At 37.3% G+C, this 24,286-nt stretch carries 19 protein-coding genes and 1 pseudogene; 10 read left to right on the forward strand and 10 right to left on the reverse strand.

The genetic code is table 11. The annotated features are described in order from the left end of the window. Window positions 1–65: 65 nt before the first annotated feature. From ABD005_RS05945 to ABD005_RS05965, 5 genes are all read left to right on the forward strand, one after another. Complete coding sequence (locus tag ABD005_RS05945) at window positions 66–965, forward strand: cation efflux transmembrane domain-containing protein (protein WP_343816159.1); 900 nt, start codon at window positions 66–68, stop codon at window positions 963–965. Between the two features lie 85 nt (window positions 966–1,050). Beyond that, on the forward strand, window positions 1,051–1,347 hold the full coding sequence (locus ABD005_RS05950) for a hypothetical protein (protein ID WP_343816161.1): 297 nt from the start codon (window positions 1,051–1,053) through the stop codon (window positions 1,345–1,347). Between the two features lie 73 nt (window positions 1,348–1,420). After that, window positions 1,421–2,713: a TolC family protein gene (locus tag ABD005_RS05955; protein WP_343816163.1), complete on the forward strand. Its 1,293-nt coding sequence runs from the start codon at window positions 1,421–1,423 to the stop codon at window positions 2,711–2,713. 71 nt (window positions 2,714–2,784) lie between these two features. Continuing rightward, window positions 2,785–3,681 carry an efflux RND transporter periplasmic adaptor subunit gene (locus ABD005_RS05960; RefSeq protein WP_303451120.1) on the forward strand — a complete coding sequence of 299 codons (897 nt, stop codon included), beginning with the start codon at window positions 2,785–2,787 and terminating at the stop codon, window positions 3,679–3,681. A gap of 10 nt (window positions 3,682–3,691) precedes the next feature. Next, window positions 3,692–6,820 (forward strand): efflux RND transporter permease subunit, encoded by a 3,129-nt coding sequence (locus ABD005_RS05965; protein ID WP_303451118.1) that lies wholly within the window; start codon window positions 3,692–3,694, stop codon window positions 6,818–6,820. 72 nt (window positions 6,821–6,892) lie between these two features. On the opposite strand, the gene ABD005_RS05970 is transcribed toward ABD005_RS05965, so the two are convergent. Together ABD005_RS05970 and ABD005_RS05975 are read right to left on the reverse strand one after the other, a co-directional pair. Continuing rightward, a complete protein-coding gene (locus ABD005_RS05970; protein WP_008114333.1) occupies window positions 6,893–7,780 on the reverse strand; it encodes a cation diffusion facilitator family transporter in 888 nt (295 codons plus the stop codon). Continuing rightward, window positions 7,767–8,498, reverse strand: coding sequence for a transglutaminase-like domain-containing protein (locus ABD005_RS05975; protein WP_303451115.1), 732 nt, complete (start codon window positions 8,496–8,498; stop codon window positions 7,767–7,769). The genes ABD005_RS05970 and ABD005_RS05975 overlap by 14 nt, the downstream gene beginning before the upstream one ends. 77 nt (window positions 8,499–8,575) lie before the next feature. On the opposite strand from ABD005_RS05975, the gene cadR reads away from it, so the two are divergent. Further along, window positions 8,576–8,965: a Cd(II)/Pb(II)-responsive transcriptional regulator gene (gene cadR / locus ABD005_RS05980; RefSeq protein WP_036985255.1), complete on the forward strand. Its 390-nt coding sequence runs from the start codon at window positions 8,576–8,578 to the stop codon at window positions 8,963–8,965. On the opposite strand, the gene ABD005_RS05985 is transcribed toward cadR, so the two are convergent. The 7 genes and pseudogenes from ABD005_RS05985 to ABD005_RS06015 all read right to left on the reverse strand — a co-directional run. Further along, window positions 8,954–9,529 (reverse strand): hypothetical protein, encoded by a 576-nt coding sequence (locus tag ABD005_RS05985; RefSeq protein WP_343816171.1) that lies wholly within the window; start codon window positions 9,527–9,529, stop codon window positions 8,954–8,956. The genes cadR and ABD005_RS05985 overlap by 12 nt on opposite strands. Before the next feature lie 417 nt (window positions 9,530–9,946). Then, entirely contained in the window at window positions 9,947–10,288 is a 342-nt protein-coding gene (locus ABD005_RS05990) for a hypothetical protein (RefSeq protein WP_242285782.1), read from the reverse strand. Next, window positions 10,285–11,325: a hypothetical protein gene (locus tag ABD005_RS05995; protein ID WP_343816174.1), complete on the reverse strand. Its 1,041-nt coding sequence runs from the start codon at window positions 11,323–11,325 to the stop codon at window positions 10,285–10,287. The genes ABD005_RS05990 and ABD005_RS05995 overlap by 4 nt, the downstream gene beginning before the upstream one ends. A 223-nt stretch (window positions 11,326–11,548) precedes the next feature. After that, window positions 11,549–11,908, reverse strand: coding sequence for a hypothetical protein (locus ABD005_RS06000; protein ID WP_343816176.1), 360 nt, complete (start codon window positions 11,906–11,908; stop codon window positions 11,549–11,551). Between the two features lie 346 nt (window positions 11,909–12,254). After that, window positions 12,255–12,701 carry a hypothetical protein gene (locus ABD005_RS06005; protein WP_343816178.1) on the reverse strand — a complete coding sequence of 149 codons (447 nt, stop codon included), beginning with the start codon at window positions 12,699–12,701 and terminating at the stop codon, window positions 12,255–12,257. Between the two features lie 412 nt (window positions 12,702–13,113). After that, complete coding sequence (locus ABD005_RS06010; protein WP_343816180.1) at window positions 13,114–14,499, reverse strand: PhoH family protein; 1,386 nt, start codon at window positions 14,497–14,499, stop codon at window positions 13,114–13,116. Between the two features lie 225 nt (window positions 14,500–14,724). Continuing rightward, window positions 14,725–15,600: pseudogene (locus tag ABD005_RS06015) on the reverse strand (PIN domain-containing protein); the annotation flags it as partial. A gap of 552 nt (window positions 15,601–16,152) precedes the next feature. Between ABD005_RS06015 and rapA the strand changes: the two are divergent. The 3 genes from rapA (at window position 16,153) to ABD005_RS06030 (ending at window position 20,936) form a co-directional block, all read left to right on the forward strand. Beyond that, on the forward strand, window positions 16,153–19,083 hold the full coding sequence (rapA, locus tag ABD005_RS06020; protein ID WP_343816182.1) for an RNA polymerase-associated protein RapA: 2,931 nt from the start codon (window positions 16,153–16,155) through the stop codon (window positions 19,081–19,083). Window positions 19,084–19,135: 52 nt separating this feature from the next. Further along, the gene (locus ABD005_RS06025) at window positions 19,136–19,816 is read left to right on the forward strand and encodes a pseudouridine synthase (RefSeq protein WP_343816184.1); all 681 of its coding nucleotides are present in this window, start codon (window positions 19,136–19,138) and stop codon (window positions 19,814–19,816) included. Window positions 19,817–19,961: 145 nt separating this feature from the next. After that, a complete protein-coding gene (locus ABD005_RS06030) occupies window positions 19,962–20,936 on the forward strand; it encodes a DUF3530 family protein (protein ID WP_343816186.1) in 975 nt (324 codons plus the stop codon). Between the two features lie 23 nt (window positions 20,937–20,959). Here ABD005_RS06030 and djlA read toward each other — a convergent pair whose 3' ends face one another. Then, window positions 20,960–21,775 (reverse strand): co-chaperone DjlA, encoded by an 816-nt coding sequence (gene djlA, locus ABD005_RS06035; RefSeq protein WP_215980769.1) that lies wholly within the window; start codon window positions 21,773–21,775, stop codon window positions 20,960–20,962. Between the two features lie 171 nt (window positions 21,776–21,946). Between djlA and lptD the strand changes: the two genes are divergently transcribed. Continuing rightward, window positions 21,947–24,256 (forward strand): LPS assembly protein LptD, encoded by a 2,310-nt coding sequence (lptD, locus tag ABD005_RS06040; RefSeq protein WP_215980768.1) that lies wholly within the window; start codon window positions 21,947–21,949, stop codon window positions 24,254–24,256. The last annotated feature ends 30 nt before the right edge of the window (window positions 24,257–24,286 follow it).

Genomic DNA, 24,286 nt, shown 5'->3' on the forward strand with positions numbered 1-24,286 from the left:
ACCTATTGACTCTATAGCCACTATAGATTTTATACTTATTTTAATATTGTTTCGGAATGTTAAATATGTCAGAAAAATGTAGTGGTCAGTGTCAATCATCTCCTATCAACGGAGACTTAAAAATTGATACACAATTAGATAACTATAGTGGTGCGTTTGTCAGTACATATAAAGTGCCTCAAATGGACTGTCCTTCAGAAGAGAGATTGATTAGGTTAGCGCTTGACTCTATTAAGCCTTCCGTTGGGTTGCAATTTGATATCCCTAATCGATTGGTTAAAGTTTTCCATGATGACAATTTAGAAGAGATCACAAATAAACTCCAATCACTAAATTTAGGCTCTCAATTAGAATCAACAAAAAAAAGTTGCAGTATTGAAGCTGAAAAAGCAAAAGATTTAGCCCAAAAAAATGAGATGAAAGAAGCATCAACACTAAAATGGTTGCTGGCTATTAACGGAATCATGTTTTTTGTAGAGATAATTGCCGGGATTATTGCGCAGTCTGCTGGCCTTATTGCCGACTCATTAGATATGTTTGCTGATGCTGCGGTGTATGGTTTGGCTATATATGCTGTCGGTAAAAGTATCAGCATGAAACATAGAGCAGCACATATATCTGGTGTGCTTCAAATTATTCTAGCGCTAGGTGCTTTGAGTGAAGTCGTAAGACGCTTTATTTATGGTAGTGAGCCTATGTCATCTTTAATGATGATATTTGGTGGAATAGCGCTAATTGCTAACATTGCTTGTCTGTTTTTAATATTTGGCAATAAAGAAGACGGCGCTCATATGAAAGCGAGTTGGATTTTTTCCGCAAATGACGTTATCGCAAACGTTGGCGTAATCTTAGCTGGTTTATTAGTTACAGTAACAAGCAGCCGTTATCCAGATTTAGTTATTGGTTTGATAATTGCTCTTGTCGTTTTAAACGGTGCTCGCCGTATCTTACAGCTAAAGTATTAAATAGAGAGTAATGAACCTAATGCGCCCATCATATTTAAAACCACATATATCATACGTGATAATGATTTTAATCGTGGTGCAGTCTGTGTTTTTTTCGCTAGAAGAGCTTGAAGGTAGCCTAATTGAAAGTTCTTTTAATACATCACTAACTGAGCCTATTACCCCGGTAAAAGCTCCAGAAGACTCCAGTTTAATAAAGGTTAGCAATAACAACACTTCAGTTGATAATTGTAATTTTTGTTGCTGTTGTCAATTATTTTTAAATGCAGATTCTTCTTGTAATATTTTACAAGCAACAGATCACTTCCTTACCTACTCCTTAGTGTCTCCTGAGCTAAAAGGCTATATCTCGGTGCCATTTCGCCCACCTAAATACGCCTAAATTTTATAGAAAATTAAGAAAGGTCAAATGTTAATGACCTAAATATCACATATAAATTTATAGGAAAGTATACATGGCACTTAATACCTGTGTGCATCGCAAGATAGCAATATTGAGGTGTGTAACACCTCGGCTTAAATATATCGCGTTTCTCGCTTTGTCACTTTTTACATTTAATGTCTATGCCTTTGAAAAGCAGTTAAACCTTCAAGAGGCAATTCAGTGGACGCTTAAACAAAATCCAGAACTTAAAACATTTGATTTCAAGCAAACGGCATTAACAGGACAAGAACAAACAGCAAGTTTAAATCCCGCTTATGAACTAGAAATTGAAGCTGAGAACTTTGCAGGCTCAGGTGAATTTAATGCATTCGACAGTGCTGAATTAACAGTCGCTCTATCTTCGGTTATCGAAATGGGAGATAAACGCTCAGCGCGAATTGGACTTGTTTCAAAATCAAGAGCACTACTCAATGCTGAGAAAGAAGTCTCTGCGCTTAACTTAATGGCTCAAGTCACTGAGAAGTACGTGGAAGTACTTGCAGCCCAACAAAGAGTCTTGCTAGCGGGGAATGCTTTGAGCTTAGCACAAGAAACGTTAGAGATTGTATCTCAGCGTAACCGCGCAGGTGCTACTCCTGAGGCGGAAGTGAAACGATCAAAAGCGGTTATTGCTCAGGCTAACCTCACCCTTCAATCTGAACAAAAGCGCTTGGAATATTTGAAGCTCTCATTAGCAGCCTACTGGGGGGAAAACTCTGTAACCTTCTCTGAAGTAAAAGGTGATCTGTTTCAGTTTGGTAATGATAGTGATTTTAGTAGTCTCTTTGCGAAATTAGAGAAAAACCCTGCTATTCAAGTTTATGCAAGTGAGCAGCGACTAAAAGAGGCCGAATTACAGTTGGCTAAAACAGAGTCAACGGCCAATATCAAATGGTCTGTTGGTGTTAGGCGCTCTCAAGAAGCCAATGATACGGCACTGGTCGCTGGTTTTAGCTTACCTTTGTTTGCTGAAAAGCGAAATTCTGGCGCAATCGCTAGTGCCTTAGCAGAGCGTGATCAAGTTGCCATAGAGAAAGAGGCGACTAAGTTGAGGTTTAGAAATCACTTACTACGAGCATACTCCAATAGAAAACAAGCCATATTAACAGCTAATTCATTAAAGCAGTCGGTTATCCCAATGCTTGAAGATGCACTGGAAGATACTCAAGACGCCTATCAAAAAGGTCGATATGGATATCTTGATTATGTATCGGCTAGACAAGAGCTGTTAAATGCTCGGCGAACCCTCATTGATGCGGCATCTGCTGCCCTAATTTATGGCGCAGAGATAGAAAAACTAACAAACGAAGCGCTGTCACTCTAAAAAAAGCATCACTTTAAGCTTAATAACAATTTATTGATTCAGTTATTAACTGAATCGTTTAGGAATTAAAAATGAAAAACTATTTACTCGCACTATTGATTTTTATTGGGTATTTGTCACCCATTCAAAGTGTTTTCGCTAGTGAAGATGAACATGAAGGCGAAGAAGGCATAAGCAAAATCGACAATAACATGGCAAAAAAGGTTGGTGTTGAAACAGCCTATTTAGCTTCAAAAACGTTGAACCAAACTATCCCTGTATACGGCTCTACGACGATAGGCGCTGAACAATTATTTCAAGTTGGCGCTAGATATAACGGCGTTATAAAGACAATAAACTCCACTGTTGGTGATACGGTAAAAAAAGGCGATCTATTAGCCGTTATTGAATCTAATGAGAGCTTAAATACTTATAAAATAACATCGCCTGTTTCTGGGACTGTTTTACAGCGAAATGGAAATATTGGCGGTATCACGCAAAACACTAGCTTGTTTGAAATCGTCAATTTTGACACCTTGTGGGCTGAATTTAAGGTGTTTACCAGCCAATATAATCAAATTAAAGTCGGTCAACCTGTTGATATTGAGCATGGTGAACAGGCATTCAACTCAACCATCACCAATATAATTCCAGCTAAAGATCAGTCTTATGTTTTAGCACGTGTACGTTTAAACAACACTGAGTTAAAGCTAACGTCAGGTCAATTATTAAAAGGCAACGTCAAAATAAATCAATTCAAGGTGGATTTAGCCGTTGAGAAAGTTGCTATCCAAGAACTGGGAGGACAATTTGGTGTCTTTGTAAAAGAAGATGAAGAGTATGAGTTTGCACCACTTGTCCTCGGTCGTTCAGACAAAAACTATATCGAGGTCATTGATGGCCTCAGTAAAGACGCTGAATATGTAAACAAAAACAGTTATCTGATTAAAGCAGATATATTGAAATCTGAAGTAGAAGACGACGATTAGGAGACGCAATATGATTGAATCAATTTTGCGTCTTGCAATAAATAGGCGCTACTTAGTATTAAGCTTGCTGATGGTAATCATCGGCGTTGGTATGTGGAGTTATCAAAAACTTCCCATTGATGCAGTTCCAGATATAACAAACGTACAGGTACAAATAAATACTTCTGCTCCCGGTTATTCACCTTTAGAAGCAGAGCAAAGGGTAACCTTTCCTGTAGAAACCGCGTTAGCTGGACTACCAAAACTGTCTCACACCCGTTCCCTGTCAAGATATGGTTTATCCCAAGTAACCGTTATTTTTGAAGAGGGAACAGATATTTATTTCGCACGCAACTTAATCAATGCCAGACTAGCTGCGATAAAAGGCGTTATTCCCTCTGGCTTAGAGCCAGAAATGGGTCCTATTTCTACAGGGCTTGGCGAAATATTTATGTATACACTGCAAGCTTCTCCTGACGCTAAAATGTCTAATGGAGAACCTTATACCGCTATTGCCCTGAGGGAAATTCAAGACTGGATCATTAAACCGCAATTGGCTCAAGTTAAAGGCGTCATTGAGGTCAACAGCATCGGCGGCTACAACAAGCAATATCACATCACGCCGAAACCTGAAAAATTACTTTTTCATCGTGTAAGCTTTGAAGAAATATCTGATGCATTGCGTAAAAACAATGATAACCGTGGCGCGGGTTATATAGAGCAAAACGGACAACAAGTGTTGGTGCGCTCCATTGGGCAACTTGCGTCAATAGATGAAATCCTCAATGTCATCATCAAAAAGAACGATGGTATTCCTGTAAAAATAAGTGATGTTGCCAATGTTGCTATAGGAAAAGAACTTAGAACAGGGGCTGCTACTCGTAATGGCATTGAGACAGTGCTTGGTACAACCATGATGCTGATTGGTGAGAATTCTCGCACCGTTGCTTTAGAAGTGGAACAGAAGCTCAGCGAAATACAAAAATCTCTGCCAAAGGGTATTACCGCCGAGCCTGTTTACGATAGAACAACTTTAGTAGATAAAGCGATTGCAACCGTTACCAAAAATCTCGTTGAAGGTGCGCTATTTGTTATCGTTGTACTTTTCTTGTTGCTTGGAAATTTACGCGCCGCATTAATAACAGCCGCCGTAATACCACTATCAATGTTAATGACAATTACAGGTATGGTACAAGCAGGAGTATCTGCCAATTTAATGAGCCTCGGTGCATTGGACTTTGGTTTGATAGTGGACGGGGCTGTCATCATCGTTGAAAACTCTGTTCGTCGGTTAGCTGAGGCGCAACACAACGGTCATAGGCAAGACCTAAGGGAACGACTAAATACTGTTTTTGAAGCCACTTCAGAAGTCATACGTCCAAGCCTGTTTGGTGTAGCCATTATCACAGTGGTATACATACCCATTTTCACCCTAACTGGTGTTGAAGGGAAAATGTTTCATCCTATGGCGGCAACTGTCGTAATGGCGTTAATATCAGCCATGATCCTTTCAGTTACACTGGTTCCTGCTGCTGTTGCGATATTTATGAAAGGTAAAATCAGCGAAAAAGAAAGTGTTGTTATTCGTTCAACCAAGTCTATCTATAAACCATTGCTAATTATGGCAATGAAATTTCGTTGGATTATTGTTTCATTTGCAACGCTGTTAATGGGGTATAGCCTTTGGTTAGCAACTACGCTTGGGACAGAATTTGTTCCACAATTAAATGAAGGTGATATTGCACTACAGGCGTTAAGAATTCCTTCGACTGGCCTAGAGCAATCAGTAGAAATGCAAGAAGTACTTGAAAAACGTATTAAAGCATTTCCTGAGGTTGATAAAGTATTTTCGCGCATCGGTACTCCAGAAGTTGCGACTGACCCAATGCCACCGAGTATTGCTGATATCTTTGTTATATTAAAACCACGCAAAGATTGGAATGAACCTTCAAAACCGAAGAGTGAATTAGTTGAAGAAATGGAAGAGGTATTGAAAAACATTCCTGGCAACAACTATGAATTCACTCAACCTATTCAAATGCGTTTCAATGAATTGATTTCAGGTGTTAGAGCAGACGTAGGTATCAAAGTATTTGGCGATGATTTGGATCGGTTATTACTGACCGCAAAAGATATTCTAAATATTGTGAAAACCGTCGATGGTGCAGCAGATGCCCGAATGGAACAAGTCACAGGTGTTCCATCTTTATCGGTAATCCCTAAACGCGAAGCGCTTGGTAGGTATGGTTTGAGTGTTACTGAACTGCAAGACTGGGTTGCCACAGCAATAGGCGGTGAATCTGCGGGGATCATTTATGAAGGTGACAGACGGTTTGAGTTAGTTGTTCGTTTACCAGAGCAAATAAGAACGGATATCGATGGCTTGAAGTATCTGCCGCTTCCACTTGAGAATGGTAACTATGTGCCACTTGAAGAAGTTGCAGAGCTTAAATCAGAGTATTTACCTGCTCAAATTAGCCGTGAGAACGGAAAAAGAAGAGTTGTGGTTACCGTCAATGTACGTGGTAGAGATTTAGGCGGTTTTGTCAAAGAAGTGAAAGCTAAAATTAATCAGGAAGGAGAAATCCCAGCAGGATACTGGCTTGATTATGGCGGAACGTTTGAACAACTAGAGTCAGCGAGTAAAAGATTAAGCTTAGTTGTGCCGATCACATTAGTTGTTATCTTAGGTATTTTGGTTATTGCATTTGGTTCATTAAAAGATGCATTGATCATTTTCAGTGGCGTGCCTTTAGCATTAACTGGGGGCGTATTCTCTCTTTATTTAAGAGACATGCCTTTATCTATTTCGGCAGGTGTCGGCTTCATTGCATTGTCAGGTGTTGCCGTATTAAATGGCTTGGTTATGTTGGCTTTTATTCGAGACCTTTGGCATGAAAAAGGCGATCTTTACTTAGCGATCATTGAAGGTGCCATCATTCGTTTAAGACCTATTTTAATGACGGCACTAGTTGCAAGTTTAGGTTTTATTCCAATGGCGCTAAACACTGGAATTGGAGCAGAAGTACAACGACCACTAGCAACAGTTGTTATCGGCGGTATTGTATCTTCTACCATTTTAACTTTGTTTGTATTACCTGTTTTATATCAGTGGGCGCATGGCTCAGAGATTAGTAAACAGCAATCTGACGAAATTTAATGCCCCAAAAGCAGCTTAATTTATGTTTAAGCTGCTTTTATATTTAATCTTTTTTATTTCAACTTTTAAAGTTTAATTCGCATCGTCTCGGCAACTTTCATTTAAAAACTCAAACTCTATCGTCGTATGCGATAAATGATAGGAAGCTAATTTAGTTGCAACTTCTTGTTTAAGTCTAATTAAGTTTTCAACTTCAAAGTTGTCACTCAGCTCAAGATGAGCTGTTAAAACGTGACTTTCACCATCTAGTGACCAAAAGTGCATGTGATGGATACCATTAACTTCTGGAAATTCCATTAATGATTGTTTAATACGTTCTTGGGTCTCTTTTTCTGGTGCCGCTTGAAGAAAAAGTACCAACGTTGATTTCAAGTTTCTAAAAACGTTAAATAAGATAAATAGCGTGAAGCCAATTGATAATAAAGGGTCTAAAATTGGCAGTTCAACAAAAAAAAGTACGACAGAAACAATAAGAACAGCAACCCAGCCAAGTACATCTTCAAGTAGATGCCATGTCAGCACTTTTTCATTTAGTGTTTCACCCGCTTTTAATTTAAATACCGCATATCCGTTAACGACAACACCGAGTATGGCAAGTCCCAGCATCCCCTCAACTACAGGCATTTCAGGATTGGACAACCTCGGTATTGCTTCAAATAAAACCCAAATAGAACCAATAATCAAAACGATACTATTTACCAATGCACCAAAAAGTGTAAGTCGGCGATAACCATAACTGAATTTGTCTGATGCTTCTTTATCTGAAAAACGACTTAAAATCCACGCAAAACCTATTGAAAGACTATCACCAAGATCGTGAACTGCATCAGCCATTATCGCGGTACTGTTGGTTAGCCAACCGCCAATAAATTCAATAATAGTAAATATCACATTAAGAAAAAACGCCCAACCAATGCGGTCGTTTTTTTCATGATGGTGACTGTGACTATGGTTGTGCATTTTGTACCTCCAGTGCTTTTGTATTTCTAATTTTTGATACATTCATATTAATCAAATGACGGATCACGCGTTGATACAACCAACGTTTTACTCCTGATAAATTTGTGCCTTTTTCTAGGTAAAATTCATCAGGGGAATTATAAAGTCCAAAGTTGTCATGGATACCTTCTTTTTGAATATAGGTATCCTCTCCACGCCAATCTGTATCTGGTGATGAAAAGCACTTTGTCGCAACACCATAACCACAAAAATCATCTTTTTCTTGGTTAAACTTCTGCTGTAGTGAGGTTAAGTATTGCCTATCTAATATAAAGCCCTCTAAATTAATCCAGTGCCCATCAAAATAAACTTCTACCCAACTATGGATAATATATTTAGGTGCTAGCCAAAATATATAGCTGGGAATGGCACCTTTTTGTAATTGCTGATCAATGGTAAAACCATGGAAACGACACTGGATACCTAATCCACGCAAGAGTGCCATTAATAGATTACCCTTAGTATTACATTGCCCATAACCATCTGCTAGCACATCGCTTGCTGCAATATCATCGCTTTCATTATAGCCGAAGAGAATCTCATCTTTTACAAACTGATAAGCGGCACCAATTTTGTTGAAATCATCCAAATTTTTCCACCCTCGTTTATTAATAAGAGATTGGATATTCTTGTGTTCAAAATTAACAACATTCGTATTATTTAAATATTTCTCAGCCATTTTATACTCCGGTTAACTTGTATATTATTACTATAAATCCTATAGTAACTATAGAGTCAAGTTTGTTAGGGAATTTTATGAAAATAGGCGAGTTCTCAAAAAAATCAGGTTGTTCAATACAGACAATTAGATATTATGAAAGAGAAGGATTGCTGTTAAATCCAAACCGTTCAGAAGGTAATTTTAGGCTGTATGATAGTAAAGCACTAAAACAATTGGAATTCGTAAAACATTGTCGCAGCCTAGATATATCACTCAATGATATTAAACGTCTTATCGAATTAAAAAATAAGCCAGAAGAAAGCTGCTCTAGCGTTAATGCATTAATTGATCAGCAACTCGCATTAGTGAATAAGCGCATGAAAGAATTAAGAGCGCTTAAAGCAGAGTTACAACAGATGGCAAGTGCTTGTGGTTCAAACAATACTATTGAAGCATGTGGGATCATAAAATCTTTAGATAGTTAATCCTTTTAGGGTTATGCAGGCAGAATATAAATCGTTAACACCTACTACTGTTAATACCACTTTGTTAAGATTTACCAACAGTAATTGCACGCTCCGACATAAAATCATCTGATGCGGCATAAACTGTTCCAAAATATGATTACTGCTTTTCCCTTCAAAAGCAGTAATCAAGTCAACTAGTTGATGAAACTCACCTCCAGATTCTGAAAGGTGTTGAGCATCCCACAGTTGATCAAGCCGCTTTAACGCAGACGTTAACTCTTCCTGATTACTTATTTTATTTGCTGACAAAATATCTTTTACATCAATTCGTGAACAACTATCATGCTTTTCATCATTAGGCTCAATAACGGTTAAACTATCACCGCACATATCAGCAAAGCACTTCTGGCAGAGATCAATACTGATTTGATTGCCATCACCGTGAATACTTCCATAGCCACATTTATGATCAATACTTATAAACTCATGAAATTCGTAGTCATCTTGAGTTGCATGTTCGCCACAACCATTACAAGTGAGTTTAGAGATCACTTTAACAACTTTATCTTCAAAATTTTTCATGATTACTCTAAATTTTTTGCTGATTCTTTAATAGCATTAACTCTTCAGTGTTCTTGTCTATAGACAATAAAACAAGGCTATCTTCGGTTAATAAAATGCATCGTTTCAACGGATGATGATGATCATCTAACCGCCTCAATATTGAGTTTAGCTCGCGTTTAAACTTAGCTGGCCTAAGCACCTTGCAGCTTAAGTTGGCAATTTCTAGGCTGGAACTACCCAGGCTTTTGAATTCAATCAAATCACCAACTTCAAAATAGTCACTGAATTTATCTTTTGGCAGTGAAAATAATACACTGCTATCTGAATCATCTTAAAATTCAGTTGGGCACCTATTTACTTTGACTTCAAAATTTTCATTGAGATGATCGACTGAGGTCATTATTGCTCTTTGACTATGTATCATTTGACCACCGTTCAATGTAATCGTTTTGCATCTTCACGCTCTAATTTCTCTCTTGCTTCAATTACTTCAGCAGGTGAAAGCAACAAATGTCTCATAACTACAAATTCAGATAATCTCAACTCAAAACTTTCGGGTTTATCTTCAGTGACATAACAATTATCGCTTTTTGTAATGAATTCAAAGTTATTTTGAGATTTGATAATTGATGTTATTACCCTTTGCCCTTTCTCAAATAGATACGTTTGATCTGAATGAACAATACCGAATAACATTTCCCCAAGAAAAATTTTCTCATCATTATGGAAATCAAAAACACTCAATACTGTTGCGCTTTTTAAGAATGTTTTTATCATAACGCATTCACCAGCCAATCTACGTGAGCAAAAGGTCTCAAGATCATTAGGTAATATGAGTTATTGAAAACAATTCGAAATTGACATGCATCTTTACGAGATAAAAGTGAATCATTAATCCATTGGTTTTTCGGTGAATAGCACTTTTCACCGTCCTCGATTTTGTTCAGAAAAATGCACTCAAGAGTTAATCTTTCACTTCCTAAATTTAAAATAAACACCTGCTTTTCTTCAGTATCTTTTATCCGAATATTAATATTGGAGGCGTGTCCAATGTCAGTGATTGACAAATGCGGTGATAATGGGAAACCATATACCAGATAGTTTTGGTTATTTATTTTAAAATAACAAGGATTTCGGTCAGGAGTATCTGATTCAAAATTTGATAAGCAGTCACAGCTATCACCTACCCATTTTATATGTTCATCTATTTTTATTCTTTCTTCGTTTGTTTTAGCAGTTGAGTCATCTGATTGTGTAAGATTCGTATGAAGTGAATGCTTTACGTTATCAACAGAGAACTCATCAAATGAAACTTTTGTTGCTAGAAAACGGAATGGTATTTCATTGATTAACAGATCAGTGCTTAAAACAGCTTGATGATCTTGTAATGAATCAAAACATAGTTGCCAATCCAATTCGATGTGCTCGGCATCTACAATGTATTTTGACTCATTTTCGAGACCAAATAATTTGAATAGGTTTGATATTAGATCAATTTTAGAAATATTTATTACTGCCTTCGATTCTAGTCGAATCGCCATTTGTTCTATTTCTAAATGAAGATCTTCAATTAATTCTTTGTCTTCCACTTCACATATTAATACGTATTTTAACTTTTGATATTCAGATAAAGCCCCAAAACTTGATGCATAATTAAATTCAGCTATTGAGTCGCATAAATCTTCAAAGTCTATATGTTGGTAGATAGTTGTTGCTAATAAATCATAACCAAATGATTCAGGTAAATTTAGGAATTTTGCAAGGAGTTTAGCTTGGAGTGTTAACTTTAAGATTAATGTGTCTGATGTGATCATTTAGTTATCCATAAATTAAAACAAACAACAGCCTACTAACGCCAGTTTGTTAATTATGAAAACCAAATTTTTACGGATGCTCTGCTTCATCGTTCATATTTAAATATCAGCTAAATATGTGTAGGCATAGGCTGTCCGTACAGCCTTTTTTGCTAATATATATGAGAGTAAAACGATTGTAAACAGAACAGAATTATACATATCTGTATAATTTAAAAGGATTTTATTTTATTTTACTTTTAAAATCAGTTGGTTCAATACCGAAAATTTCAACAACGCTATTTTCGTTTATTTTTATTTTTTCAACTCTTTCATTAAAGCGAGATAAAATATTATTCATATCTGTATGAAGGAGCTTTAGAAGGAAGTCTTCTGCTCTTGGGTGTAAAGCCGCTAATATCAGATTTTGATTTTCAAAGGAATCAGACTTCAGAAATGAAATTAACTGTCCATAACTATCACAGCCATAAACAACATAGGACAACATTTCTTGGCTTTGGCCAAGCGGAATAGATAATTTTTTCGAAAGCCTTTTTGCTTGTCTTTTAACATTATTAAGCAAGTCGTCATTTTTTAGCGACATTTATTCACCAATACAAAAATAAACAACAAAAAGCCCACTGCACTTATTGTTGAATAAATTTTTATTGGAAAATGATCCGCTATGCGAATTAACTAACTAATCAAAGTAAATCCATTTCGTCCGCTAATGTGGGAACTGGCCTCTTTGATACGGCCTGACTTTACAAGATTAAACATACAAAGCCATGTCTATTATTACACTAAATTCCACTTTAAGTAATATGATAAACAGTTTTTACTGCATTGATATTATTCATCAAGGTAATACATATCATGGCTAAAAGATTTTTCTCGATGAGGGGAACTTTAATACGAGCAGCGTCCATAATTAGGAGGATTGAAGCACATTAAGCCGTTTCTATTGGAGCCGTAACAAATAGCCCTCCATTACTTACTATATCTTTAAATACACCTGAAATAGCATAATCAACTAATGCTGCTGTCGCAGCTTCTAGAAATTTAATAAGGACTTCGCCATTGTGATTGTGATATTGATAAGACATTTTTAAATCTGTCGCAAATTTAGATTTGTTGAAAACATACCTTGCGAAATCTTTTCTTTGTTGAAATGGTAAGTACTGACCGTCAATAAAATATAAATATTCGATGCCTTCATCATCAGCCACACTTACATTTTGTTGAATTAAAATTTTTGAAAATTCGTACTCTTTGATTATTTCAAATAACATAAAGTGCAGGATTTCCTGATCTTTATTGCTAAAATCTTTTCTGTTAAGTAGCTCTTTTTTCAACTCTTCTGTTAATTCACTTTTATAAAAACAATTTACGCTCATTTTCTTACCTTAATATTATTATTTATGTCATCTCCTATTAATTAACTCCTACCAATCATTTTCTCATAGTTAATATATTGAAATCTATACTAAAAAATAAATACTCTAAATATCATCTGGCATTGTTTTATAAATAAAACAGACCTAAAAAAGTGAGCAAGATTTATCTATCACAAGTGTGATTTGAATTTACAAAATAAAGGTAAATATACGAGTGAAATTGAATGACATTCAAAAGAAGATTATTTATCGCGTGTTAGATTGATTCACTACCTAATAAACCAGCGCCTTTTTACTTAGATCACATCACTCTATTTGGCCTGCTAAGGTGGAGGCTGGCCTCTCTAACAGACCATAGCTTAATTAAAAGCTATGGCTGTTATTACATATTTAAATCAATTGATAATTAGGTCTAAAAATTCTTTTCTGTGAAATCAGCTAGAGAACTTCTTTCAACTTCATCGAATATCAAAACACTACCTTTTTCATAGTTACGATAGATATTAACTGCTGCACTAGCTCCTGATGATGCAGGAGTAACGAACCTATCATCAATTTGCGCAAGATTTCCAAGTACGATAGTTCGGCAGTTTTTACCACCGCGACTAAGCATTCCTTTCATTTGCGCTCTCGTCATATTCTGAGCTTCATCAATAATGAGAACGGCATCATCAATTGATCTACCTCTAAAATAAGCCATGGAAGTAAACTCTATATTCGCTCTATCAATAATATGTTCGACAGTAGCGCGAGTACTCTTTTCATCATCTTCATCGTCTGAATGCATTGAAATCAAAGCATCTGTAACACCAGCTAACAAAGGTAATGATTTTTCAGTTAGATCACCTGGGAGGAAGCCTGGATCATCATCCATGAAATCTCGACTTCTCACGACAACGATTTTTTTATATTGCTTTAATTCAAGAACTTGGTGTAACCCAGCCGCAATCGCTAAAAAAGTTTTACCGGAACCCGCAGGGCCAAGGATGATATTTAGATCAAAATCAGGATCGGTAAGTTGATCTAAAGCGACTGCTTGGCGTTGATTCTTAGGAAGTATTCCCCATATTTTTTCAGGTTTTCTTTGAAGTAATGTCGTGAAGATATGTTCATCAGTTACTTCCTTTATTTTCCCAACGTGACCAACTTCATCATACCAATACATATTCGGCTGAGCTTCGTCGTTAAAAATATCACGATTGAAACGGTATAACTTTCCAGACATCGCAAAATCTTTTTCTTCTTCACAGCGATCAAACAGGTCACCAGTAAATGATTGAACTCCTGTGTAGAGTAAATCAACATCCGAAATTTGATTATCGACAAGTACATCTTCGGCATCAACACCAATTGTCCGTGCCTTTAAGCGCATATTGATATCACGACTTACAATCGACACATCTTCCTTTAATGTATTTTGCAAATGAAGTGCGTAATTGATAATACGGTTATCAGCATCACTACCGATGGCATGCTTTAACTCTTTAGCAAAGTCTATCTGAGTATCAATACCAATGAATAATTTTCCGCGTTTTGCGGTTTCAGTAGAAGGTAGCTGGATACCCTTTTCCATTTCTTCACTTGAGTGACCGTTAATGATGTCCTCAAGCATTCGAATAACAGCACGAGCGTCTTGGCTTACATTTTTGTCTGTGCGCTCTTTTAAGTTGTCTAGTTCTTCAAGCACGGTTAGACAGATATATATATCATCTCTGTATGCTAAGAGACTCTTAGGATCATGTACTAAAGCTGATGTATCGAGTACACGTGGATTTCTATTTTCGTTTGAATTTTTCATTATTGATTTACCTCAAGATTATTTTTTATTAATCCGTGACTACTAGTTAAATCCATAATTATTTTATTTTTAAACATAACACTCTCCTAAGAATAATTTAGAAGGAGTCTTAATTTGATTAGTGAATGAGAAGTTTTTTATAATATTTCTTTGTAAAAAATGAGCTAGAGACTTTATTTTTACTGAGGTCTGCACAAATATTGATATTATTGTTGACGTAATACCCGTTTTACCGCAACCGGCAGGCCCCGTTAAGATGACTAAATCAATATTAGGGTCGAGTAAAGCGTCCATCGCCATTCCCTGATAAATATTTTTAGGGTGTATGCCCCATGCATTTTTAGCGAGTAGGCGATCTCTCCCTAAGTCTAAAATAGAGATATTTTCATCGTCAAAACCAGTAATTTTTCCCGCAAAGTTCTCGGTTTCGTCAATAAGGTATTCATTAATATAGCTTAGAGGCACTACTGACTTGCTAACGTAATGCGTGGTATTTCGTCCTTCTGCTTCACTATTTACCGAGTTAATGTTTTGCCAAAAATCACCTTCAAACTTATGATAACCTTTAGTTAAAAATTGAATATCATCAATTAATTGGTCAGTACGATAATCTTCAACATGTGCTAGCCCTGCTCCTTTAGCTTTTAAGCGCATATTAATATCTTTAGTAACCAAGACTATTTTTTTGTTCGGATGTTTCTTTTGAATATGAAGCGCGGCATTGATAATACGATTATCGTTTTCATTAAACGATAATACACTTGCGGTTTGCGTTAGTGCGTAGTCGTTTATAATCGCTAAACAACCACTTGGATGTTGCTCATCATTTTGTGGTAATTTCACTCCCGTTAATACTTGCTCAGGCGAAGCGTCGCGTAATGTATCTTCAAGTGCGCGTATTGCCACACGGGCATCGCGACTAACATCTTTATTTCTATCTTTTATTGAGTCTAACTCTTCAAGTACAGTCATAGGCACAACAACGTCGTGCTCTTTAAAAGAAAGGAATGCAAAGGGTTCGTGCAAGAGGATATTCGTGTCTAAGATATAAATGATATTTTCTACGGCGGCGTTTTCGTTCTTCATATTTTCTTCAGTCATAAGCAATCTCCGTGATTAACTGACAAAACAAATACAAAACAGTAATAAATCAACTCTAGGTTAATTAAAGCTAGGGGCTGTTCAACAAAGCGTAAAACGCTTTTAGCCGAATCCTTCTAACAGCGTTTGTTGGAAATTTTTACTGCGTTATCACCTTGTTAGGTAACGCTACATGGATGTAGCTTATTAGACAATGTTGGAACCTATTGTCCTGATTAACCACACGACAAAGGCTCAGCCTTGTATAAACACCCAACAAAAAGCTGCAAAAACAATCTCGAAAGTCAACGTCCCTAATATAAATTCATATAAAACAAGCACAAAAAAACAATATCTACGCATCACTTATGATTATAAGTATAGCCTGTTCACAGTAATACCATCATTCTCAGTTAGCAAGCATAATTTTTTCCTTCAATAGGTTATTTTTTTAATGATCACTTCTATGATAAAGAGTAATATAGCGCCCCTTTTTTGCCCCTGAATTTTCTGTATAATTTGTCTACATTATTAGGGGAACAATATTATTTTAGTAGTTGGAGAATTAAGCCTATGCCATTTAAACCCGGTCAACGTTGGATCAGTGACAGTGAATCAGATCAAGGACTAGGTACAGTTACCGGTGTCGAGCATAGGTTTGTCAATATCGTATTTACCGCCACAGGCGAATCAAGAAAATACGCTAAAGAAAACGCACCATTAACGCGTGTTATTTTTAATACTGGCGATATTATTCCAAGTCATGAAGGCTGGATGTTAAAAGTAGAGTCGTATAGTGAAGCTCACGGCATCATCACTTACGAAGGTATACGCCAAGATATTCAAGAGTCAGCGTCATTAAAAGAAGTGATGATAGACCACTTCATAAAGTTTAATAAACCACACGACCGCTTATTAAACAGCCAAGTTGACCGACTTGATTGGTTCCGTTTACGCAAGGACTCATTACGTCATCAATACCAGCAACAACAGTCAGATTTAATGGGTTTAACTGGTGGTAGAGTCAGTTTAATTCCCCATCAACTTTATATTGCCGATGAAGTAGGCAGCCGTTTTGCGCCACGAGTATTACTTGCCGATGAAGTAGGTTTAGGTAAAACCATTGAAGCGGGGCTTATTATTCATCAACAGCTTGTCAGTGGTCGCGCTAAGCGAGTATTGATCATCGTGCCTGAGTCATTAATGCACCAATGGCTAGTTGAAATGTTACGCCGTTTCAATTTGCAATTTAGTTTATTCGATACAGATCGCTGCGTAGAAAGCAGTCAGCACGGTGAATATGTAGATGGTAAAAAAGTTAATCCTTTCAGCTCTGAGCAATTAGTTTTAGTTAACCTTGATTTTATTACTAAAAACCCTGAGTGGTATGAAGCACTACTAAGCGAAGAGTGGGATTTAATGGTGGTTGATGAAGCCCATCATCTTAATTGGCAACAAAACAACCCAAGCCTTGAATATCAATGTATTGAACAATTAGCTCAAGTGATTCCTGGGGTATTATTACTTACCGCGACCCCTGATCAACTAGGTCATGAAAGTCACTTTGCGCGTTTACGTTTACTTGACCCTGATCGTTTCTTCGATTACGAAAAATTCACTGAGGAAGAATCACATTATGGCGCTGTTGCCAGTGCAGCTAACGCCCTAGTTGAAAAACAAACATTAACAAGCGAGCAAGCACAAACCCTTACTCGCTTATTAGCTGAAGTTGATATTGCCAAGCAATTACCGTTACTTAATGATAAAGATGAAACAGTTGCCAAAAATACCCGTCAACAATTATTAAAACAGCTTTTAGATAGACACGGTACTGGGCGTATTTTATTTAGAAACTCACGCAACACGATTAAAGGCTTTCCAGCAAGAGAGCTCAAACCAACCGCTCTTGCGATGCCTGAACAATATCAAGAAGCGATTAATAAGCTTATGTTAAGTGACTCACCTGAGGCACTGCTGACATCACCACAAGCTAAATTTATTTTTACCCCTGAAATGCTCTTTGGCTTAGATCACCACAGCGAAACCTGGACAGACTTTGATCCCCGTGTTGATTATTTAATTGAACTATTAAAGTCATTAAATAAAGAGAAAGTTTTAGTGATTTGTGCCAACGCACAAACCGCGATTGATTTAGAGGCCGTTCTTCGTATTAAAGAAGGAATACGCGCGGCAGTATTCCACGAAGGTTTATCTATTTTTGAGCGCGATAAAGCAGCTGCTTATTTTGCACAAGATGAAGACAGCGCCCAATTATTACTCTGCTCTGAAATAGGCAGTGAAGGTCGAAACTTCCAGTTTGCGCATCATTTAGTATTATTTGATTTACCAAGCAACCCTGATTTATTAGAGCAGCGTATTGGTCGCTTAGACCGTATTGGCCAACAAGAAATTATTCGCTTACATGTACCTTATTTCAGTGACTCTGCTCAGCACTTGTTATTTGACTGGTATCACCAAGGCATGCAAGCTTTTGAAAACACCTGTATTACTGGCCGTGTAGTGTTTGAAAGCTTTGGTGAACAGTTATTATCTTTAGCTTTAACGGCTCAACAACAATCAAGCGAAGCAGAGACATTAATCGCGCAGAGTTGGCAAAAGCATTTAGACATCAAAGCCGAGTTAGAGTCAGGCCGTGATAAATTATTAGAGCTGAACTCGTCAGGTCAAGGTCGTGCCCACGAATTAGTAGAGAAAATAGCGGCTGTTGATAATGATATCAACCTCCCTCAGTTTATGTTTCAAGCATTAGATGTTTTTGGTGTTCAACAAGACGACAAAGCCGATAATGCTATAGCCTTAAATCCAACTGAGCACATGCTCAATAGCAACTTCCCTTGCTTACCTGAAGATGGCACAACAGTTACCTTTAATCGTGATACTGCCCTGATAAGCGAGAACTATCAATTACTCACTTGGGATCATCCTATGGTGCGTGGTGTTTTAGACTTAGTGCTTAGTGACGATATTGGTAATGCCAGTATCGGGCTTTTAAAGAACGAAGCGTTACCCGTTGGTACTTTCTTTTTAGAGTGTTTATTTACTGTAGAAGCAACAGCGCCTGCTAACTTACAACTAGGGCGCTATTTACCGACTACGCCTATTCGTATTTTAGTGGATAAAAATGGTAACAATCTCGCAGAAAAAGTCAGTGAAGACGTGTTAGACAAGCAGCTTGCTCCGGTTAAAAAGCAAATGGCATTGCAGTTAGTAAAAGCATTAAAAAGTCAAATTGGCCCATTAGTGACTAAAGCAGAAGCTCATGGCGATAAAGAAATTAATGCCATTCAAGAAAAAGCACTAGCCATGATGAACATTAAGCTGACACAAGAGCAAGAAAGGTTAACCGCACTAAAAGCCATAAACCCGAGTGTACGCCAAGAAGAAATAGACTTTATTGCCACACAGCAACAGGAGTTGAGCCATTATATAGACAAAGCACAACTCACCTTTGAAGCGATACGTATGATAGTGGTTACCCACTAACAAAAAACTAGCAGGGGTTATGAATAAGCCCCTGCTATAAAAAAGGAAATGTATGGCTGCTAACCCAGACTTTATTTATACCCCACCAATGTCACCGTATCTTGATATTATTTATCAAGACAGTGATATTGTTATCATTAATAAAACCAGTGGTATTTTAAGCGTACCTGGGCGCTTACCTGAGCATCAAGACTGCTTACAAAATAGAGTACAACGCGTATTACCAACAGCAACCATAGTGCACCGCCTTGATATGGCTACCTCTGGTTTAATGCTATTAGCGCTAAATAAGCCAGCTCATGTAGCGATTAGTCGCCAATTTGAAAAGCGACAAACCCAAAAAAGCTATATTGCCAGAGTTTACGGTCAGGTTGCACAAGATCAAGGTAGTGTCGATTTACCCTTGATCTGTGATTGGCCTAATCGCCCTAAACAAATGGTTGACCATGACTACGGTAAAGCCGCACTAACACATTACAAAGTACTGAGCCGTGATACCAGTAATGAACGTAATAGCACTTTGGTTGAACTTAGCCCTGTTACTGGTCGTTCGCACCAATTACGCGTACACATGCTAGCGTTAGGAAACCCTATTTTGGGTGATCGTCTTTATGCAAACCCACAAGCGTTAGCGTTAAGCCCTCGCTTACAGTTACACGCGCTAAGCTTAAGCTTTACACACCCAAGCACTCAAGCGCAGGTCAGCTTTAACGCACCATGTCCGTTTAACTAATCACTGAAATGGTTACATATTTAGATAAAATATAGAATGTAATTAACGCTTGGTATAAAAGTGTCGATAAGATATAAGCAAGTACTATATATAAAAACACTCAATAAGCTGAGATCATGATAAATACATTGGAGAAACAATAATTATGCCCATTAAGCTTTTCTCATTACCATGTATTATCTTGTTAACTGTAAGCGTACTCGCGTTAAATACTCAAGCATTTGAGGAAAGTAAAGCAACCGAAAAAACGAAAGAAAGCACGGCTACCGAACAAGCGAAAACAAAAACAGACTCACCAAATAAAGAGCAAGAAAAAGAACAGCAACCTATGCCGATAAATTACGGCGTTCAACATACACAAGACTTAAAGCATTATATCGCAGCAGAACGGGTTAAACCTTTACTTGCGGGTCCTGAGAGCTATCTAACCTTAGAACAAAAATTCACAACGGCTAACAGTAAGGGCGTTGCCATTTTATTACCTGATTGGCAACAAGGAGCAACTAACCCAAAAGCGATTAATTTTTTACGTAAGGCGTTACCAAAACATGGCTGGACTACTATAACGATTCAGCCTCACGATAAACCCGAAGGTTATCCGTCAACCGCGCTTACAGCAACCGAACAACAAGAGCAAAATACCCCCTTAATCACTGAGTATAAAAAGCAACTTGCTGCAATACTTACCGCAACAATGAATAAAGCGAAAGAACATCCCGGTATTGTGATTGTAATAGCACAAGGTAACAATGGCGCCTTTTTAGTCGATTTATTAAGTGAGAATACAGAACCTGCAGATGATGTAGCTAAGTTAACCACCGCGCCTAATGCGTTGGTGCTATTAAGCAGTTATCGCAGAGGTAGCCGAGATCTTCAAACTCAACTCAATGAAGACCTTGCTAAAAATGTTGCTTTATTAGAACTGCCTTTACTCGATCTTTATTTACATTACGATCATCCCAGTGTAATCGCCGCGATACCGATGCGAATGTCGTCATCAGCTCAAGAAATGAAAGTTTATTACCGTCAACGACAACTTAACAATACACTCTCTGGCTATTACCCTAATAATGAATTATTAAGTCAAATTAATGGTTGGCTGAAATCTATTGGCTGGTAGCCATTAGCTAGGCAACCCATTTACTACTTCACCTGTTTAGAAATCAAATCGTAAGCGGCTTGAATATCTTGAGTTTTTTGCTTAGCTGTTTCCATCATTTCTGGCGGTAAACCTTTAGCAATCAACTTATCGGGGTGATGCTGTGACATTAACTTTTTATATGCCTTTTTAATTGCTGGCATTGGGGTGCTTGCTTCAACACCTAAAACTTTATAAGCATTATTTAATTGTTGACCACTTGTTTGACTACTTTGTTGTCTCCCTGACGACCCTGATTGCTGATGAAATGATGCACTAGCAATAATCATTTCCAATAAATTATCAAGCTCGCGCGCAGAATAACCTAAATATTTAGCAATGGTATGCAACACTGCACGCTCTTCTTTATCGAGCTCGCCATCACTAAATGCAACTTGAATTTGGATTTCCAAAAACATCAGCAATAAATCCTGACGGTTGCCCATGATACGCTTAAATTTAATTAAACGATCTTTGAGCGGAAAAGCTTCCGATTTACCTTCTCTAAAAGCATCTTGTGCCTGTTTACGTAGCTGGCTTGTTAAGCCCAATTTGTCCATGTAAGCACTAGCAAAAGCAATTTCATGACTCGTTACCTGCCCTTTCGCTTTAGCGACATGCCCCATAATTGAGAAGGTACTATAAAAAAATGTTGCTTGGCGGGAAACATCATCTTCTTCATTGCCTGACATAGCATTGAAATCAAAACCTCGGCCTCGGTCAAATAGGTGCCCTAGCCAAGCTCCAAGTAATGCACCAACAATATTTTTACTCAACATTAAACCGAATAAAAAACCTAAGATTTTACCCCAAATACGCATATAAACTATGACCTATTGAAAAGATTTAGAAATAACATTGCTAAAAAAGCATAAGATTTAAAGACAACGCAAAAAATTGCTATATTATAACTGGATTTAGCATTAAAATAATGAGTTCATCACATTAAAAATCATCATTATTAACATTATCGCCACTTTTCCGGATATTAAATGCTTTTTTCCCGACAAATAAATGTTTCTCTCTGCCTTTTCTTATTATGCCTTACACATGAAGTAAGCGCTAACTCAGCCACACCTAGCGAAGCACCTGAAACCAAGCCTATGTTCTGTCCTATTCCCACTTTTGCAGAAATAGGAGCTAATACACCTACAGTTAATGACAATAGTATTAACATATATTCGCATTATGCTGGTATCGAAAAAGATCAAATTGCACAATTTAGCGGTGGTGTGACCTTAGTCGATAAAAGTCAAAAAATAATTGCTGATGAATTGTCATTTAATCGACTTAAAATGAGCATAGAGGCTTTAGGCAATATTCAATACCAAAGCAACGATATTAATATTTTTGCAAATAGTCTCAGCGCAAGTAAACAAGAAAGCTCTACCGCGATGACTGATGCAGCATACCAACTTAATGGTAACCCTGGTCACGGTAGCGCAGGCAAACTATTTGTTAGTACTGATGGGCGTTTAAGTTTATTAGATTCGACCTTCACGACGTGCGCTGGCGAAGTACCTAGCTGGCAAATAAAAGCTAAAGAAATTAATTTATCTGCCACTGGCGACTTTGGTGAAGCATACCATGCTCAATTTAGAGTGATGGATGTGCCAATTCTTTATGTTCCTTATTTCTCATTTCCTGTTTCAAAAAAGCGTACTAGTGGCTTTCTTTATCCTAAAATCAGTAGCTCAAGTAATTCAGGATTAGAGGTTGAAACACCATTTTATTGGAATATAGCAGAGAACTTAGACGCAACAATTACTCCTCATTACATGTCAAAACGTGGCATGCAACTACAAACAGAAGTACGTTATTTAACTGGCTTACAATCAGGTCAAATAGATTTAGAGTACTTAAATAACGATAAAGCCTTAAAAAGTAGTGATCCTCGCTATTTAGCAAGATTTCAGCACATCGGTACTTTCTCTGAAGACTTTCGTGCATACATAGATTACACCACAATCAGTGATGACAACTACCTCGTTGATATTGGGAGTAAGCAATACAACTCTAATGATGCTTACTTATACCAGTTAGGTGAATTATCTTATTTTGGCGAGCAATGGCAAACCACCCTAAAACTACAAGATTTCGAAGTCTTAGGTAGCCACAACCCTAGCTATAAAACCATTCCTCATATAGAAATAGCGGCACAACAACCGCTGAACTTTTTATCAGGGCAATTTGAACTTTACTCTGAAATGAGCAGTTTTCAAGCCGCTGAAGAGGGACAAGTTGAAGCAAATAGGTATCACGTAGAAGCCGGAGTTACGTTACCAATATCAACTCCAGCTTGGTTTCTTAACTCAGAAATGAAGCTTATGCACACCTATTATCAACAAAGTAATATTAACGTTGGCAGCCCTTTAGACGAAACCGTACAACGAACCTTACCGAAAGTACGTGTACATGGCGGCATTAACTTTGATCGCAATATGACTGCATTTGGTAACGATTATCGCCATACATTTGAGCCACAATTACAATATTTGTACATTCCCGAAAAAGACCAATCTAATATTGGTTTATACGACACAACCAGCTTACAAGAGGATTACAACGGACTTTTCCGTGATAGACGTTACAGTGGTTTAGATAGGATATCTGCAGCGAATCAATACACTTGGGGTATAACCAGTCGAATATTGGACACTTCAAATTTAGAGGTATTTCGCTTTAGTGTTGGTCGTATTCAATATTTATCAAGTCGTAACATTACTGAAAATAACAACACAGCTTTAGTACAAACAACACCATTAACCACCAAAGAGTCTTCTGTTGCCGCTGATGTTTTCTTTCGCTTAAACCATCAATGGCAAATAAGTGGTGACATTCAATATAACACCCTAGGGAACTTCACCAATAAAGGCCAAGTAAACTTAGATTACCACTTTGATAAATTTAATACCTTACAATTGAACCATAGGTATACTCGTGATGTCTCAGGTAATAGCTTAGAGCAAGTCTCTGCGCTCACTAGTATGGCCATTAATAGTAATTGGTCTTTTGTTGGTCGTATAACTCAAGATTTAAAACAACAAAGAAGCTTAGAAAGCTATGCTGGTTTTCAATATGAAAGTTGTTGTTGGGCTATACGTGTTGCCTACCATCGCCACATAAATTCTAATCTAGATGAAAATAATAATGATATCGAGAAGCGCGATGAATTTGATAGCGGTTTCATGGTACAGTTTATTATTAAAGGGCTTGATGGGCAGCAGTCCGCTATTGGTACACAAGAAATGTTTAATGATAGTATCTTTGGCTATAAGCGCCCTTACTATTTAAATAATTAAAGCAGATTAACTTACATTAACTATTAAACT

This window comes from Colwellia asteriadis (genome assembly GCF_039523295.1).
Classification (GTDB): Bacteria; Pseudomonadota; Gammaproteobacteria; order Enterobacterales; family Alteromonadaceae; genus Colwellia; species Colwellia asteriadis.

What these genes read in the sequence shown, in the direction of transcription:
- ABD005_RS05945 (WP_343816159.1), top strand. Translation starts at nt 66, where the DNA reads ATGTCAGAAAAATGTAGTGGTCAGTGTCAATCATCTCCTATCAACGGA.
- ABD005_RS05955 (WP_343816163.1), top strand. Translation starts at nt 1,421, where the DNA reads ATGGCACTTAATACCTGTGTGCATCGCAAGATAGCAATATTGAGGTGT.
- ABD005_RS05960 (WP_303451120.1), top strand. Translation starts at nt 2,785, where the DNA reads ATGAAAAACTATTTACTCGCACTATTGATTTTTATTGGGTATTTGTCA.
- ABD005_RS05965 (WP_303451118.1), top strand. Translation starts at nt 3,692, where the DNA reads ATGATTGAATCAATTTTGCGTCTTGCAATAAATAGGCGCTACTTAGTA.
- ABD005_RS05970 (WP_008114333.1), bottom strand. Translation starts at nt 7,780, where the DNA reads ATGCACAACCATAGTCACAGTCACCATCATGAAAAAAACGACCGCATT.
- ABD005_RS05975 (WP_303451115.1), bottom strand. Translation starts at nt 8,498, where the DNA reads ATGGCTGAGAAATATTTAAATAATACGAATGTTGTTAATTTTGAACAC.
- cadR (WP_036985255.1), top strand. Translation starts at nt 8,576, where the DNA reads ATGAAAATAGGCGAGTTCTCAAAAAAATCAGGTTGTTCAATACAGACA.
- ABD005_RS05985 (WP_343816171.1), bottom strand. Translation starts at nt 9,529, where the DNA reads ATGAAAAATTTTGAAGATAAAGTTGTTAAAGTGATCTCTAAACTCACT.
- ABD005_RS05990 (WP_242285782.1), bottom strand. Translation starts at nt 10,288, where the DNA reads ATGATAAAAACATTCTTAAAAAGCGCAACAGTATTGAGTGTTTTTGAT.
- ABD005_RS05995 (WP_343816174.1), bottom strand. Translation starts at nt 11,325, where the DNA reads ATGATCACATCAGACACATTAATCTTAAAGTTAACACTCCAAGCTAAA.
- ABD005_RS06000 (WP_343816176.1), bottom strand. Translation starts at nt 11,908, where the DNA reads ATGTCGCTAAAAAATGACGACTTGCTTAATAATGTTAAAAGACAAGCA.
- ABD005_RS06005 (WP_343816178.1), bottom strand. Translation starts at nt 12,701, where the DNA reads ATGAGCGTAAATTGTTTTTATAAAAGTGAATTAACAGAAGAGTTGAAA.
- ABD005_RS06010 (WP_343816180.1), bottom strand. Translation starts at nt 14,499, where the DNA reads ATGAAAAATTCAAACGAAAATAGAAATCCACGTGTACTCGATACATCA.
- rapA (WP_343816182.1), top strand. Translation starts at nt 16,153, where the DNA reads ATGCCATTTAAACCCGGTCAACGTTGGATCAGTGACAGTGAATCAGAT.
- ABD005_RS06025 (WP_343816184.1), top strand. Translation starts at nt 19,136, where the DNA reads ATGGCTGCTAACCCAGACTTTATTTATACCCCACCAATGTCACCGTAT.
- ABD005_RS06030 (WP_343816186.1), top strand. Translation starts at nt 19,962, where the DNA reads ATGCCCATTAAGCTTTTCTCATTACCATGTATTATCTTGTTAACTGTA.
- djlA (WP_215980769.1), bottom strand. Translation starts at nt 21,775, where the DNA reads ATGCGTATTTGGGGTAAAATCTTAGGTTTTTTATTCGGTTTAATGTTG.
- lptD (WP_215980768.1), top strand. Translation starts at nt 21,947, where the DNA reads ATGCTTTTTTCCCGACAAATAAATGTTTCTCTCTGCCTTTTCTTATTA.